The following is a 14,599-nucleotide window of genomic DNA, read 5'->3' as shown; positions in this document are numbered from 1 at the left end:
GGCCGCGCGACGCGCTGGCTACACTGCCGCCATGCTTGAATTCGACGTCGTGATCGTGGGCGCCGGCGCGGCCGGCCTGTTCTGTGCCGGGGTGGCCGGCCAATTGGGCCAGAAGGTGCTGCTGATCGACCACGCCGAGAAGGTGGCCGAAAAAATCCGCATCTCGGGCGGCGGCCGGGCCAACTTCACCAACCGCGACCTCGACCCGCGTGCCCCCCACAAACACTTCATCGGCGACAACCCGAACTTCTGCCGTTCCGCGTTGTCGCGTTATGTGCCGGCCGACTTCACCGCCCTGCTGACGCGCCATGGCGTGTCCTTCCACGAAAAACACAAGGGCCAGCTGTTCTGCGACCGTTCGGCCGAAGACCTGATCCAGGTGTTGTTGCGCGAATGCGAGGCCGGTGGCGTGACACGCTGGCAGCCCTGCACGGTGCACGCGGTGTCGCACGGCGCCGGTGGCTACACCGTGGACACCGGCAACGGCAGCGTCTGCGCCCGCGCGCTGGTGGTGGCCACCGGTGGCCTGTCCATCCCCAAGATCGGCGCCACCGACTGGGGCCTGCGCCTGGCCCAGCAGTTCGACCTGCCCATCGTGCCCACCCGACCCGCGCTGGTGCCGCTGACCTTTGACGAGGCCGCCTGGGCCCCATTTGCCGATCTGGCCGGGCTGGCGCTGCCGGTGCGCATCGAAACCGGTGAGAAAAAAAGCAAGGGCGCGTTCGACGAAGACCTGTTGTTCACCCACCGGGGCCTGTCCGGTCCGGCGGTGCTGCAGATATCCAGCTACTGGCGCGATCCACAGCCGCTGCGGCTGGATCTCTTGCCCACGGTGGACGTGCTGGCGGCGCTGACCGAACGCAAGCACACCAGCCGGCGCCTGCTGGCCAACGAACTGGCCACCTGGTTGCCCAGCCGCCTGGCCGATGCCTGGGCGCGGCTGGACCCGCTGCTGCAACGCCCGATCAACGAAGTGCCCGACAAGGCCCTGGCCCGGTTGGCCCAGTCGCTGCGGCAGTGGCAGCTCACGCCCACCGGCACCGAGGGCTACCGCAAGGCCGAGGTCATGGCGGGTGGCGTCGACACCAAGGCCTTGTCCTCACAGACCCTGGAATCCAGGCAGCCTGGCCTCTACTTCATTGGCGAGGTGACCGACGTCACCGGCTGGCTGGGCGGCTACAACTTCCAGTGGGCCTGGGCCAGCGCCTTCGCCTGCGCGCGGGCGCTGGCGTCGGCGCCACCCTGATCCCTCAGCCCAGCGCCGCCTCCAGCCGTTCGCACAGGGTGCGTAAGACCTCGACGCGCGACCACAGCTTGTCGTCCGAGGCCACGAGGTGCCAGGGCGCCACCTGGGTGGAGCTGCGGTCGATCATGTTGCCAACCGCCTGTGCATAGAGCGGCCACTTGGCGCGGTTGCGCCAGTCGTCCTCGGTGATCTTGTACTGCTTGTGCGCGGTGTTCTTGCGTTCGTCAAAACGGCGCAACTGCTCCTCGGGCGTGATGGCCAGCCAGAACTTGACCACCACCGCGCCCGCTTCCACCAGCTGCTCCTCGAAGGCGTTGATCTCGCCATAGGCCCGCATCCAGTCGGCCTCGCTGCAATAACCTTCGACGCGTTCGACCAGCACGCGGCCGTACCAGGAGCGGTCGAACACGGTCACGTGGCCGTGGTGCGGGATGTAGCGCCAGAAGCGCCACAGGTAGGGCTGGGCGCGTTCGTTTTCGTTGGGTGCGGCCACCGGCACCACCCGGTAGTGGCGCGCGTCCAGCGCCTGGGTGATGCGGCGTATGGTGCTGCCCTTGCCGGCCGCGTCCATGCCCTCGAACACCAGCACCAGCGAGCGGTGCTGTTCGGCCAGGCGGCGGCTGAGCCCATTGAGCCGGCCCTGCAGAACCTCCAACTGGTCGTCGTAGCGCTTGCGGCCGATGTGGCGGCGATAGTCCTGCGTCGCCAGCAGGCTGCCCTCATCCAGCACCGGTGATGGTGGCGCGGCGGGATGGGCCGCGGGGGCCACCGGTGGTGGGGCCCGCAGGCTGGTGTTGAGCGCATCCAGCAGCAGCTGGCCCGCGGTGAGCGCGCGGTAGGCCGGGTCGGCGCCCTCGATCACCCGCCACGGCGCCTCGCCGGTGCCGGTCCTGCGCAGCGCCTCCTCGCTGGCCAACACCCATGCATCATGGTGCTTGAGGTGATCCCACTCCGAGGTGGTCACACGCCAAGCGGTCTTGGGATCGGATTCAAGCCGCTTGAAACGGGCCTTGGCCGCCTTCTTGGAGAGGTGGAACCACAGCTTGACCAGCACCACGCCCTCGGCCACCAGCATGCGCTCGAACTGGCGGATGCGCTCCAGCCGATGGGCAAAGCGGTCCCGCGTGTCCAGCCCGGTGACGGCATCGGTCAGCGGGTCGACGTACCATGAACCGAACAGGATGCCGATGTGGCCCTTGGGCGGCAGCACCTGCCAGAAGCGCCACATGTCGGGGCGGCCATCGCTGCCGGCGGCGCCAAAGGCTTCGGTGCGGATGTGGCGCGGGTCCATCCATTCGTTGAACAGGTTGACCGTCTCGCCCTTGCCCGCCCCCGGCGTGCCATTGACCAGCACCACCACCGCGGTGCGCGCCTGGCGCAGCAGCGCATACTGGGCGGCCAGCAGCGCTTCGCGCAGCAGCGGCTCCTCGCGTTTGTAGGTTTTTTTGTCGACCGCGTGGCCGATTTCCGCCGACTCGAACATGGACCGCTCCGGTGTGGCTGTGCGAACACTGTAGCAGGACGTGACAGCCGCCCAGGACACGCTATAATCCTGGGCTTTTCTGGCAATCCCCGTCGGCCAATACATTTCACAGACGGGAAAACCTCGGGAAATTGCTCCCGGCACAGGGCTTGATCTACCCGGTGCTCCATTTTGAAACCATTAGCTAATGACCACCATCCGCGTTAAAGACAACGAGCCGTTTGACGTCGCCCTGCGCCGCTTCAAGCGCACCATCGAAAAACTGGGCCTGCTGACCGATCTGCGTGCCCGCGAGTTCTACGAGAAGCCCACCGCCGAACGCAAGCGCAAGAAGGCCGCCGCCGTCAAGCGCCACTACAAGCGTGTGCGCTCCATGCAGCTGCCCAAGAAGCTGTACTGAGCACAGCCGGTGCTGCCCGTTCGGGCGGCCCCCGCACACAAGCCCGCTGGAGGACGCTCAGGCGGGCTTTTTTGTTTCCGACGCCCCTTTCCGATTTTTCCCCTTCACAGCGAGATCCACCATGGCACTCAAGGACCAGATCACCGAAGACATGAAAACCGCCATGCGCGCCAAGGATTCGGCGCGCCTGGGCACCATCCGCCTGCTGCAGGCGGCCATGAAACAGAAGGAAGTGGACGAGCGCGTGACCCTGGACGATGCCGCCGTGATCGCCATCGTGGACAAGCTGGTCAAGCAGCGCAAGGACTCCATCGAGGCCTTCCAGAAAGCCGACCGCCAGGATCTGGTGGCCCAGGAGCAGGCCGAGCTGCTGGTGCTGCAGGCCTACCTGCCGGCACGCCTGAGCGCCGACGAGGTGGCGGCCGAGGTGCACGCCATCGTGGCGGCGCTGGGCGCAGAACTGGGACGTGGTGTGGGCCCCGGCGACATGGGCAAGGTCATGGGAGCCGTCAAGCAGAAGCTGGCCGGCAAGGCCGACATGGGCCTGGTCAGCGCGGCGGTCAAGGCCGCCCTGGCGGGCTGATCAGCCCCAGGATGAGCGCGCAGCCGGCCACCGCCAGCAGCGCGCCGACCCAGGCGCCCGCCGGCGGCCGGCGCCCGTAGACCGCCCACAGCAGCGGCAGCAGCAACACCGGCGAAACGGACGACAACAGGCCCACCAGGCCCGCGCTGCCATGCGCCAGGGCCTGCAGGATCAGCGTCATGCCCAAGGCCAGGGCCACGGCGGCGCTGACGAAGGTGAAGCCCAGGTCGCGCGCGTTGAGCGGCGCCCGGTTGCGCGCCACCTGCCAGCCGCTGAGCCACAAGAGCCCGTGGGCGGCAAAACCGGCCGTCATGCGCACGGCCGAACCGGCCATGGGATCCACGCCGCTGCTCATCATGGGCTTGAGGATCAGGGTGCCCACCGACTGGCCCAGCGCCGCCGTGAGGCCCAGGGCCACCCCCACGGCCAGCCGCCCACGTGTGGCCTCCCAGCGGTGCGCCTCGTCCCCGCGCTTGCCGAAAGCGATGGCCGTCATCACCCCACCCACCAGCAGGGCACTGCCCAACAAGGCGTAGCCCTGGATGTGCTCGCCCAGGAAGGCCCAGGCCAGCACGGCCGAGAACAGGGCATGGGTGGCGAACAGGATGCCCGAGCGGCGCGGCCCCAGCCGGTTCATGCAGGCGAAGAGAGCGGTGTCGCCGACGAAGATGCCGATCAGCCCCGACACCACCAGCAGGCCCACGCCATCCCAGGCCAGGCTGCGCCAGCCGCCGGTGAAGGCCACCATGGCCCACAGGATCAGCGAGGCGAACACCATGCGCCAGCGGGTGAAGGCAAAGGCCCCCATGTGGCTGGAGGCGGTGGCGGAGAACAGGCTGGCCGAGGCCCAGCAGGCAGCGGCCAGCAAGGCCAGGGATTCGACGGGCATGGGTTCAATCTGCGGCGTGACGTGGCTGGGATTGTCGCCGTGTCATACCATGGGCCATGAAAATCGACTTCGACGGCGTCCAGGCCTTCGTCCTCATCGCCGAACTCGGCGGCTTCAACAAGGCGGCCCAGCAACTGCACATCACCCAGACCGCGCTGACGCGGCGCATCCAGAAGCTGGAGGCCTACCTGGGCCTGAAGCTGCTGGACCGCACCACGCGGCGGGTCGACCTGACTGCCGTGGGCCGCGAGTTCCTGCCGCAGGCCCGCAACATCGTCCACGAGATGACGGCTGCGGTGGAGCGCCTCAAGGACATGTCGCAACACGCGCGCGGCAACTTCACGCTGGCCTGCATTCCGTCCATGACCTCGCACGTGCTGCCCGACGTCATCCGCCGCTACGCCAGCCAGTACCCCGACAACCGGATACGGTTGCTCGATGGCTCCTCCAACGAGGTGCGGGAAGCCGTCCTCAATGGCCAGGCCGAACTGGGCATCGCGTTGTCGAGCGACAAGCACCCGGACCTGACCGAGACGCCGCTGTTCGCCGATCCGCTGGTCTTCATCTGCCACACGCCCCACCCGCTGCAGGACCACGCATCGGTCACCTGGACCGACATGCGCGACACCGAACTGATCGGCGTCAGCAGCTTCATGGCGACCCGGGTGTTCATGGACTACCAGCTCGCCAAGCGCGGCATCCGCCTGCACGGCAACTACGAGGTGCAGCACCACGCCACCGCGGTCAACCTGGTCGCCGCCGGCGTGGGCAGCGCCATCCTGCCATCCTCCACTTTCAAGGAAGGCGACCGCCCGAACGTGCGCAAGATCCCGCTCACCCGGCCTGCGGTCAAGCGCCAGGTGGTGCTGCTGCAGCCCAGGCGGGGCAGCCTGTCGCCCGCGGCGGAAGCCTTCCAGGCGCTGTTGCGCCAAGCACATTTCAAGGTTTGATATTCATCCTTGAATCGCAACAATCAAAACCCAGGTTTCATTTCTCAAAACAATGACCCGCTAGCAGAATCGGCCCCATTCCACCTGGAGGCAGATTCTCATGAGCACAGACGTGCTGGTCATCGGCGGCGGCAACGCCGCCTTGTGTGCGGCCCTCATGGCCGCCGAAGCGGGCGCCAGCGTGCTGCTGCTGGAAGCGGCGCCACGCGCCTGGCGCGGCGGCAATTCGGCGCACACCCGCAACCTGCGCTGCATGCACGACGCGCCGCAGGACGTGCTGGTCGAGGCCTACCCCGAGGAGGAGTTCTGGCAGGACCTGCTCAAGGTCACCGGCGGGCGCACCAACGAACACCTGGCCCGCCTGACCATACGCGCCTCGTCCACCTGCCGCGACTGGATGCGCCGCCACGGCGTGTTCTTCCAGCCGCCGCTGTCGGGCGCGCTGCACGTGGCGCGCACCAACGCCTTCTTCATGGGCGGCGGCAAGGCCCTGGTCAATGCCTACTACCGCAGCGCCGAACGCCTGGGCGTGCGCATCCGCTACGAAGCGCCAGTGGACCGCCTGGAGATCCGCGACGGCCGCTTCGTGGCGGCTCATGTCAAGGGCGAACGCATCACGGCCAAGACCTGCGTGCTGGCCGCCGGCGGCTTTGAATCCAACCGCGAGTGGCTGCGCGCCGCCTGGGGCCAGAACGCGCGCGGCGAGTGGCCGGCCGACAACTTCTTGATCCGGGGCACGGCCTACAACCAGGGCGTGCTGCTCAGGCACCTGCTCGACGACCACGGCGCCGACCGCATCGGCGACCCGACCCAGGCCCACATGGTGGCCATCGACGCCCGCGCGCCGCTCTACGACGGCGGCATCTGCACCCGCATCGACTGCGTGTCGCTGGGCGTGGTGGTCAACCGCGAGGCCCAACGCTTCTACGACGAGGGCGAGGACTTCTGGCCCAAGCGCTACGCCATCTGGGGCCGGCTGGTGGCCCAGCAGCCGGGGCAGATCGCCTATTCGGTGATCGACGCCAAGGCCATCGGCCGCTTCATGCCGCCGGTGTTCCCGGGCGTCCAGGCCAACACCCTGCCCGAACTGGCGCAACAGCTGGGCCTGGACGTGGACACCTTCATGGCCACGCTCACCGCCTACAACGCGGCCTGCCGCGTCGGCCAGTTCGACCACACCCGCCTGGACGACTGCCACACCGATGGCCTGGCACCGGCCAAGACCCACTGGGCGCGCCCCATCGACACCGCGCCCTACTACGCCTACGCCGTGCGGCCGGGCGTGACCTTCACCTACCTGGGCCTGCACACCGACGACAGCGCCGCCGTGCGCTTTGCGGACCAACCCAGCGACAACCTGTTCGTGGCCGGCGAAATGATGGCCGGCAACGTGCTGGGCCAGGGCTACACCGCCGGTGTCGGCATGTCCATCGGCACCGCCTTCGGCCGCATCGCCGGCAGCAACGCGGCACGTGCCGCCCTCAACCCCGGAGTACCCCAGCATGCAAGCGCTTGATGCCCTGACCCGCGACGCCCGGGCACTGGCCAACGGCGAGGTGCTCACCACACCCGAAGCCGAAGTGGCGCGCCAGATGCAGATCTGCAACGCCTGCCGCTACTGCGAGGGCTTTTGCGCGGTGTTTCCCGCCATGACGCGGCGCCTCGAATTCGGCCAGGCCGACATCCACTTCCTGGCCAACCTGTGCCACAACTGCGGCGCCTGCCTGCACGCCTGCCAGTACGCGCCACCCCACGCCTTCGCCATCAACGTGCCCCAGGCCATGGCCCAGGTGCGCGCCCAGACCTACGTGGACTACGCCTGGCCGCCGGCGTTGGGCCGCCTGTACCAGCGCAACGGCCTGACGCTGGCGGTGGCACTGGCCGCCGCGCTGGCCCTGTTCCTGGTGCTGGCCGTGGCCTCGCAGGGCCGGCTGTGGGGTGCCGTGGGCAGCGGCGGTTTCTACGCCATCTTTCCGCACAACCTGCTGGTGGGGCTGTTCGCGCCGGTCTTCCTGTTCGTGGTGTTCGCGCTGGGCATGGGCGTGCGACGCTTCTGGCGCGACCTGACCCCCGCCACCAGCGGTGCGCCCGTGAGCCTGCCCGCCTCGGCCGAGACCACCCACGACGTGCTGCGCCTGAAGTACCTGGACGGCGGCCATGGCGCCGGCTGTCACAACGAGGACGACGCCCACACCTTGTCGCGCCGGCGTTTCCACCACCTGACCTTCTACGGCTTCATGCTGTGTTTCGCCGCCACCAGCGTGGCCACCGTCTACCACTACGCCTTCGGCTGGGCCGCGCCCTACGAGCTGCCCTCGCTGCCCAAGCTGCTGGGTGTGGCCGGCGGGCTGAGCCTGATGGTGGGCACGGCGGGCCTGTGGCGGCTCAACCGGCGCCGCCATCCCGACCACGGCGACGCGGCGCAAAAGCCCATGGACCTCGGCTTCATCGCCCTGCTCTTCCTCACCAGCGCCAGCGGCCTGGCGCTGTGGCTGGGCCGGGGCAGTGCCGCCCTGCCGCTGCTGCTGTGCCTGCACCTGGGCGCGGTGATGGCCCTGTTCGCCACCCTGCCCTACGGCAAGTTCGCCCATGGCGTGTTCCGCACCGCCGCGCTCTTGCGCCACGCGGTCGAAAAACGCCAGCCCAACCCCATCGGCCTGAGCGCGGATTGAAGCATCCCATCCACAACGGAGACATCGAATGAACAAACGCTACCTACTCACCACAAGCGCCTGCGCGGCCCTGCTCGCCATCGCCTCGCCTTGGGCGCAGGCGCAGGCGCAGGACTTTCCTCCCAAGAAAAGCGTGACCATCGTGGTCGGCTTTGCCGCCGGTGGCGCGGCCGACGCGGCGGCCCGCATCATCGGCAAGAAGCTCGGCGACAACCTGGGCGTGCCGGTGATCATCGACAACAAGCCGGGCGCGGGTGGCAACATCGCCCACCAGTACGTGGCCCAGGGCAGTGCCGACGGCAGCGTGCTGCTGTTCGGCTCGGTCGGTCCGCTGGCCATCGCCCAGCACCTGATGAAGCTGCCCTACGACCCGGTCAAGGACCTGGCGCCCATCACCATGGGGGTGAACTTCCCCAACGTGCTGGTGGTGCACAGCGGCACCAAGATCAAGACCTTTGGCGAGTTCATCGCCTATGCCAAACAAAACCCTGGCAAGCTGGATTACGCCTCGACCGGCAACGGCTCGGCCTCCCACCTGGCGGGCGAGCTGATGGACGACATGGCCAAGATCGACACCCTGCACGTGCCCTACAAGGGCGGCGCGCCGGCCCTGCAGGACCTGCTCGGGGGTCGCGTCGCTGCGTACTACTCGACCTTGAACACCGCGCAGCCCCACATCCAGAGCGGCAAGCTGGTCCCGCTGGCCTCGACCGGCCCCAAGCGCCTGCCGCAGTTGCCCTCGGTGCCCACCATTGCCGAGTCGGGCTACCCCGGCTACAGCGCCACCAACTGGTACGCCTTTGTCGCCTCGTCCAAGGTGCCCACGGCCGTGCTGGACCGCTGGAACACCGAACTGGTCAAGGTGCTGAAAGCGCCCGAGGTGGTCACCGAGCTCAACGGCCACGGCATGCCGCCCCAGCCCGGAACGCGCGACGAACTCGCCAAGGAAATCGAACGCGAGTCCAGCACCTGGGGCCGCGTGATCCGCGACCGCAAGATCACCGTGCAGTGAACCCCACCCCCTGAAGGAGACCCCCATGTTGCCCATCACCTCCCTGTTCCGCCGCTGCCTGGGTGCCCTGCTGCTGATGCTGCTGGTCACCCAGGGTGCGCTGGCCGCCGACATCCGCGTCGTCACCTCCGGCGCCTTCACCGAGGCCTACAAGAAGCTGGTGCCGATGTTCGAGGCGGCCACCGGCCACCGCGTCATCAGTTCGTATGGCGCATCCATCGGCAACGCGCCCGATTCGATCCCAAGCCGTTTCGCGCGCGGCGAGGCTTTTGACCTGGTCATCCTGTCCGAAGGTGGGCTGGAAGCGCTGATGCGCGACGGCAAGCTGGTGCCCGGCTCGCGGGTGGACATCGTTCGCTCGCAGATTGGCGCCGCCGTGCGCAAGGGCACGCCCAAGCCGGACATCAGCACGGTGGCCGCGTTGCGCCAGGCGCTGCTGAACGCGCCGTCGGTGGCCTACTCGGCCAGCGCCAGCGGCACCTACCTGTCGACCGAGCTGTTCGCCAAGCTGGGCGTGCAGGAGCGCCTGGCCCAGACCGGCAAGAAGATCCTGAGCGAGCGCGTGGGCGCAGTGGTGGCGCGCGGCGATGCCGAACTGGGCTTCCAGCAGGTCAGCGAGCTGATCTACTTCAAGGAGCTGGACTTCATCGGCACCCTGCCCGATGAGGTGCAGCAGACCATCTTCTTCTCGGCCGGCCTGGTGCAGGGCGCACAACAGCCCGAGCTGGCGCGCCAGCTGCTGGGCTTCCTGACCTCCCCGTCCGTGGCCGAGATCGTGCGCGCCACCGGCCTGGACCCGGTGGCGCCCCGCCCCGAAGGCACGGCCAAGTGAAACCTGCCGCCCGCCCGGCGCCACACAGCCTGGGCGCGCTGTTCTGGGCCTTTTCCTGGCTCTCGCTGCAGGGATTTGGTGGTGTGCTGGCCGTGGTGCACCGCGAACTGGTGGACAAGCGCCGCTGGCTGACCGAGGCCGAGTTCCTGGAGGACTGGGCGGTGGCGCAAATCCTGCCCGGCCCCAACGTCTGCAACCTGGCCCTGATGTTCGGCGACCGCCACGCCGGCTGGCGCGGTGCCGCGGTGGCCCTGGCCGGGCTGCTGGCCCTGCCCATGGGGCTGCTGCTGGCGCTGGGCACGCTGTTCACCCATTTCTCGGACCAGGCCGAGGTGGCGGGCGCGCTGCGTGGCATGGGCGCGGTGGCCGCCGGGTTGATGGCGGGCGCGGGCCTCAAGCTGCTGGGCAGCCTGCGCCGGCATGTGCTGGGTTTTGCGGCGGTCTTGCTGCTGGCCGCGCTGGCCTTTGTGGGCGTGGTGGTGCTGCAACTCGGCCTGCACCTCATCGTGCTGGGTGTGGGCGGCCTGGCCTGCCTGCTCACCGGGCTGGCGCTGCACCGGGGGCACCGACCATGAGCCTGGCCGACTGGGCCCAACTGCTGCTGTTCCACCTGTCGATCTCGCTGCTGGCCGTGGGCGGCGCCATCACCCTGGTGCCCGACATGCACCGTTTCCTGGCCAGCGAACAGCACTGGCTCACCGACCTGCAGTTCAACCAATCGGTCACGCTGGCGCAGGCCGCACCTGGCCCCAACGTCTTGTTCGTGGCCCTGGTCGGCTGGAACGTCGGCCTGAACGCAGCCGGCCCCGGGACCAGTGCCGGACTCGGCCTGCCGCTGGCGATGGCGGGCGCGCTGATCTGCACCCTGGGCGTGCTGGCGCCGAGTTCGCTGCTGACCGTGTGGGCCACGCGCTGGTGCCAGCGCCACCACCAGCGGCTGGGCGTCAAGGCCTTCCGCCAGGGCATGGGCCCCATCGTGGTGGGTGTGCTGCTGGCCACCAGCTGGCTGCTGGGCCGGGCCGGCGGCGACCCCACACACGATGCCGGCCTGTGGCTGCTGACGCTGGGCAGCAGCCTGCTGATCTGGCGCACCCGGCTGCACCTGCTGTGGATGCTGGCGGCGGGCGCCGCGCTGGGCGCCCTGGGCTGGGTTTGAAGAAACCACCTCAGCCGAGCGACATGCCTTTTCCGGGGATGCCGCCGATCCGGCTCCGCCGGTCGGCTGGCATCGCCCCCTGGGGGGTGACGCGAAGCGGCGCGGGGTGTTCCTTCAGTTCCCCGCGACCTTCATCTTGCCGATGAGGATGGAGCCGACCGTCTTGGCGCCGTAGGCGTAGGTGTCGGCGCCGATGGCCTCGATCTGCTTGAACATGTCGCGCATGTTGCCGGCGATGGTGATCTCTTCGACGGGAAAGGCGATGACGCCGTTTTCCACCCAGTAACCGGCCGCGCCACGCGAGTAGTCGCCGGTGACGTAGTTCACGCCCTGGCCCATGAGTTCGGTGACGAACAGGCCGGTGCCCAGCTTGCGCAACATCTCGTCCAGGTTGTCACCCGGCTGGGTCAGGCGGCTGCTCATGACCAGGTTGTGCGAGCCACCCGCGTTGCCGGTGGTGCGCATGCCAAGCTTGCGGGCCGAGTAGGTGCTCAGGAAATAGCCCAGCACCTTGCCGGCGCTGAGCACCTTGCGTTTGGCCGTGCGCACGCCTTCGTCGTCGAAGGGCGCGCTGCCCTTGCCGCGCATCTGGAAGGGGTCTTCGGTGATGTCGATGTGCGGGGCCAGCACCCGCTTGCCCAGGCTCTCGTTCAGGAAGGTGGTCTTGCGGTACAGGGCACCGCCGCTGGTGGCCTGCACATAGGCCCCCAGCAGGCCAGCGGCCAGCGGCGCCTCGAACAGCACCGGGCATTCGGTGGTGGCGATCTTGCGCCCGTGCAGGCGCGCCAGCGCGCGCTCGGCGGCGTAGCGGCCCACGGCTTCGGGGCTGGCCAGGTCCTGCGGCGCGCGCATGGAGCTGTACCAGGCGTCGCGCTGCATGTGTTTGCCCTTGCCGGCGATGGGCGCCACCGACAGGCTGTGGCGCGAACTGGCGTAGCCGCCGCTGAAGATGCCGGTCATGCGGCGCTGGCCGCCGCGCATGTGTTCGGCGTAGAAATGCGACTGCTGCGCCGACACGCCCGCGCCTTCGCTGTTGCTGATCTTCTTGCTGGTGGCAAAGGCCGCGGCCTCGCAGGCCAGCGCGATCTGCAGCGCCTCGGCCGAGGAGATGGCCCAGGGGTGGAACAGATCGAGGTCGGGAAACTCGTCGGCCACGTCCTCGGGGTCGGGCAGGCCGGCCACTGGGTCTTCGGCGGTGAAGCGGGCGATGTCGTAGGCTGCCTGCACCGTCTGGCGCACCGCGTCGGGCGAAAAATCGGAAGTGGACGCGTTGCCGCGCCGCTGGCCCAGGTAGACCGTGATGCCCAGCGACTTGTCGCGGTTGCGCTCGACGTTCTCCAGTTCGCCCTTGCGCACCGACACGCTCAGGCCCGCGCCTTCGGACACCTCCACGCCGGCGTCTGCCGCGCCCAGTTGCCGGGCGTGGCTCAGCGCCACGTCGGCCAGGGCTTCGAACTGCGCCCGGGCGTACTGGAAGCCGGGGCCGGGCTGCTGGGGATCGAGGGACTGGGAAGGGGTGGCGGCGCTTGAAACAGCGCGGGTGGGGGTTTTCTTCATGGCGCGGCTATGATACTTGCCGCTGTCCGCCGGGCCGCGAGGATTCCCCAAAGACCATGTCCCGAAAACCCACCAAAGGTTATTACGTCCGAGGCCACTTCGTGGCCGAAGGCAGCGAGCTCGACCTGGAGCTCAAGCGCGAACTCAAGGGTTCGGTCGAACTGAGCCGCACCGATCTCAAGAAAGAAAGCGACCGGCGGCAGGCGCTGGGCGAAGCCCTGGTGACACTGCGCGCCGACCTGCTGGCGCGGCTTGGACTCTCGGAAAAACTGACCGACGCCCTGGCCGAGGCCAGGCGCATCACCAACTTCGAGGGCCGGCGCCGGCACATGCAGTTCATCGGCAAGCTGATGCGCCAGCTCGATGAAGACACGGTCGATGCCGCGCAGGCCGCGCTGGACGAACAGCACAAGGGCTCGGCCCAGGAGTCGGTGGTGCTGCACCAGGCCGAGCAGTGGCGCGACCGCCTGATCGCCGACGAGGACGCCCTGACCGGGTGGCTGGGCTCCTTCCCCGACACCGATGTGCAGCGCCTGCGCACCCTCATCCGCCAGGCCCGCAAGGACGCCCAGGGCGTCAAGGAGCGCCCGGGCGAGGCCCAGCGCCACGGCAAGGCCTACCGTGAAATCTTCCAGCTGGTGCGCGCCGCGCTGCGCGGCGGTGATGAGGAAGACGACACCGAAGACACCGACACCGAACATGAGTGACAACCGTTTGGACGCCGTGCGCATCGGCATCGTCTCCATCAGCGACCGCGCCAGCAGCGGCGTCTACGAAGACAAAGGCTTGCCAGCCTTGCAGGACTGGCTCACGCGGGCACTGAAAAACCCGATCAACTTCGAGCCGCGCCTGATCCCCGACGAACAGGCGCGCATCAGCGACACGCTGATCGAGCTGGTGGACGCCGGTTGTTCGCTGGTGCTGACCACCGGCGGCACGGGTCCCGCGCTGCGCGACGTGACACCCGAGGCCACGCTGGCCGTGGCCCACAAGGAGATGCCCGGCTTTGGCGAACAGATGCGCCAGATCAGCCTGGCCTTTGTGCCCACCGCCATCCTGTCGCGCCAAGTGGCCGTGATCCGCAGCCAGAGCCTGATCATCAACCTGCCCGGCCAGCCCAAGGCCATCGCCGAAACCCTCGAAGGCCTGAAAAACCCCGATGGCACGCAAAAGGTCAACGGCATCTTTGCCGCCGTTCCCTACTGCATCGACCTCATCGGCGGGCCCTACCTCGAAACCGACGACAGCGTCTGCAAGGCCTTCCGGCCCAAATCCGCCGTGCGCCCCCCGCGCTGAAAGCACCCCATGCACATCACCAAGAACACCGTGGTCACCATGACCTTCAAGGTCACCGACGCCCAGGGCAAGCTGCTCGAAGACGGCAAGGAGCCGCGCGCCTACCTGCACGGCGGCTACGGCAACACCCTGCCCCGCGTGGAGGCCGAACTCGAAGGCAAGGAGGCCGGTTTCCAGACCACGCTGACGCTGGCGCCCGAAGACGCCTTCGGCCCGCACGACGAGAGCCTGGTGACCACCATGCCGAAAAAGGATTTCCCGCCCGGCGTCAAGGTGGGCGGCGAGATCAAGGGCTACAACGACCAGGGCCAGGAGCAGTGGTTCATCGTCAAGAAGATCAAGGGTGACACCGTGCACCTGGACGGCAACCACGCCTACGCCGGGCAGACGCTCAAGTTCGCGCTCAAGGTGATCTCGGTGCGTGCCGCCATCCCGGAAGAAATCGCCCACGGCCACGCCCACGGCGCCCACGGCCACCACCATTGACCCCCCCCGCCGGGGGGGGGGGGGGGGGGGGGGGCGG

At 68.5% G+C, this 14,599-nt stretch carries 16 protein-coding genes; 13 read left to right on the top strand and 3 right to left on the bottom strand.

Annotation, left to right across the window (positions count from 1 at the left end):
- The first annotated feature begins 31 nt into the window (after positions 1-31).
- Positions 32-1,246: an NAD(P)/FAD-dependent oxidoreductase gene (locus AAHB17_RS03475; protein ID WP_342129099.1), complete on the top strand. Its 1,215-nt coding sequence runs from the start codon at positions 32-34 to the stop codon at positions 1,244-1,246.
- Positions 1,247-1,250: 4 nt separating this feature from the next.
- Here the strand turns inward: AAHB17_RS03475 and pap are convergent, their stop codons facing one another.
- Complete coding sequence (gene pap, locus AAHB17_RS03470; protein ID WP_342129097.1) at positions 1,251-2,729, bottom strand: polyphosphate:AMP phosphotransferase; 1,479 nt, start codon at positions 2,727-2,729, stop codon at positions 1,251-1,253.
- 187 nt (positions 2,730-2,916) lie between these two features.
- Here pap and rpsU point away from each other — a divergent pair, with 187 nt between their 5' ends.
- Complete coding sequence (gene rpsU / locus AAHB17_RS03465; protein WP_056273869.1) at positions 2,917-3,129, top strand: 30S ribosomal protein S21; 213 nt, start codon at positions 2,917-2,919, stop codon at positions 3,127-3,129.
- Between the two features lie 121 nt (positions 3,130-3,250).
- Positions 3,251-3,712 carry a GatB/YqeY domain-containing protein gene (locus tag AAHB17_RS03460; RefSeq protein ID WP_342129096.1) on the top strand — a complete coding sequence of 154 codons (462 nt, stop codon included), beginning with the start codon at positions 3,251-3,253 and terminating at the stop codon, positions 3,710-3,712.
- Here AAHB17_RS03460 and AAHB17_RS03455 read toward each other — a convergent pair.
- On the bottom strand, positions 3,690-4,601 hold the full coding sequence (locus AAHB17_RS03455; RefSeq protein WP_342129095.1) for a DMT family transporter: 912 nt from the start codon (positions 4,599-4,601) through the stop codon (positions 3,690-3,692). The genes AAHB17_RS03460 and AAHB17_RS03455 overlap by 23 nt on opposite strands.
- Positions 4,602-4,657: 56 nt before the next feature.
- On the opposite strand from AAHB17_RS03455, the gene AAHB17_RS03450 reads away from it, so the two are divergent.
- The 7 genes from AAHB17_RS03450 to AAHB17_RS03420 all read left to right on the top strand — a co-directional run bounded on the left by AAHB17_RS03450 (position 4,658) and on the right by AAHB17_RS03420 (position 11,223).
- Entirely contained in the window at positions 4,658-5,551 is an 894-nt protein-coding gene (locus tag AAHB17_RS03450) for a LysR family transcriptional regulator (RefSeq protein WP_342129094.1), read from the top strand.
- A 100-nt stretch (positions 5,552-5,651) separates the two neighbouring features.
- Entirely contained in the window at positions 5,652-7,067 is a 1,416-nt protein-coding gene (gene tcuA / locus AAHB17_RS03445; RefSeq protein ID WP_342129093.1) for an FAD-dependent tricarballylate dehydrogenase TcuA, read from the top strand.
- On the top strand, positions 7,054-8,223 hold the full coding sequence (gene tcuB, locus AAHB17_RS03440) for a tricarballylate utilization 4Fe-4S protein TcuB (protein WP_342129092.1): 1,170 nt from the start codon (positions 7,054-7,056) through the stop codon (positions 8,221-8,223). The genes tcuA and tcuB overlap by 14 nt, the downstream gene beginning before the upstream one ends.
- 28 nt (positions 8,224-8,251) lie before the next feature.
- Positions 8,252-9,235, top strand: coding sequence for a Bug family tripartite tricarboxylate transporter substrate binding protein (locus AAHB17_RS03435; protein ID WP_342129091.1), 984 nt, complete (start codon positions 8,252-8,254; stop codon positions 9,233-9,235).
- A 25-nt stretch (positions 9,236-9,260) separates the two neighbouring features.
- Entirely contained in the window at positions 9,261-10,067 is an 807-nt protein-coding gene (locus AAHB17_RS03430; RefSeq protein ID WP_342129090.1) for a substrate-binding domain-containing protein, read from the top strand.
- Positions 10,064-10,642: a chromate transporter gene (locus AAHB17_RS03425; RefSeq protein ID WP_342129089.1), complete on the top strand. Its 579-nt coding sequence runs from the start codon at positions 10,064-10,066 to the stop codon at positions 10,640-10,642. Before AAHB17_RS03430 ends, AAHB17_RS03425 begins: the two co-directional genes overlap by 4 nt.
- Positions 10,639-11,223 carry a chromate transporter gene (locus AAHB17_RS03420; RefSeq protein WP_342129088.1) on the top strand — a complete coding sequence of 195 codons (585 nt, stop codon included), beginning with the start codon at positions 10,639-10,641 and terminating at the stop codon, positions 11,221-11,223. Before AAHB17_RS03425 ends, AAHB17_RS03420 begins: the two co-directional genes overlap by 4 nt.
- Positions 11,224-11,337: 114 nt before the next feature.
- On the opposite strand, the gene pmbA is transcribed toward AAHB17_RS03420, so the two are convergent.
- Entirely contained in the window at positions 11,338-12,780 is a 1,443-nt protein-coding gene (pmbA, locus tag AAHB17_RS03415; protein WP_342129086.1) for a metalloprotease PmbA, read from the bottom strand.
- A 56-nt stretch (positions 12,781-12,836) separates the two neighbouring features.
- Between pmbA and yjgA the strand changes: the two genes are divergently transcribed.
- Genes yjgA through AAHB17_RS03400 form a run of 3 tightly spaced genes read left to right on the top strand, consistent with a single transcriptional unit; the run spans position 12,837 to position 14,562 of the window.
- Positions 12,837-13,487 (top strand): ribosome biogenesis factor YjgA, encoded by a 651-nt coding sequence (gene yjgA, locus AAHB17_RS03410; protein ID WP_342129085.1) that lies wholly within the window; start codon positions 12,837-12,839, stop codon positions 13,485-13,487.
- Entirely contained in the window at positions 13,480-14,076 is a 597-nt protein-coding gene (mog, locus tag AAHB17_RS03405) for a molybdopterin adenylyltransferase (RefSeq protein WP_342129084.1), read from the top strand. Before yjgA ends, mog begins: the two co-directional genes overlap by 8 nt.
- Positions 14,077-14,085: 9 nt before the next feature.
- A complete protein-coding gene (locus AAHB17_RS03400) occupies positions 14,086-14,562 on the top strand; it encodes an FKBP-type peptidyl-prolyl cis-trans isomerase (RefSeq protein WP_342129083.1) in 477 nt (158 codons plus the stop codon).
- Positions 14,563-14,599 lie beyond the last annotated feature (37 nt).

The organism is Hydrogenophaga sp. OTU3427 (assembly GCF_038440225.1).
Classification (GTDB): Bacteria; Pseudomonadota; Gammaproteobacteria; order Burkholderiales; family Burkholderiaceae_C; genus Hydrogenophaga.
Note: the sequence above shows the minus strand (reverse complement) of the source record. Positions and strands in the feature narration are given on the sequence as shown.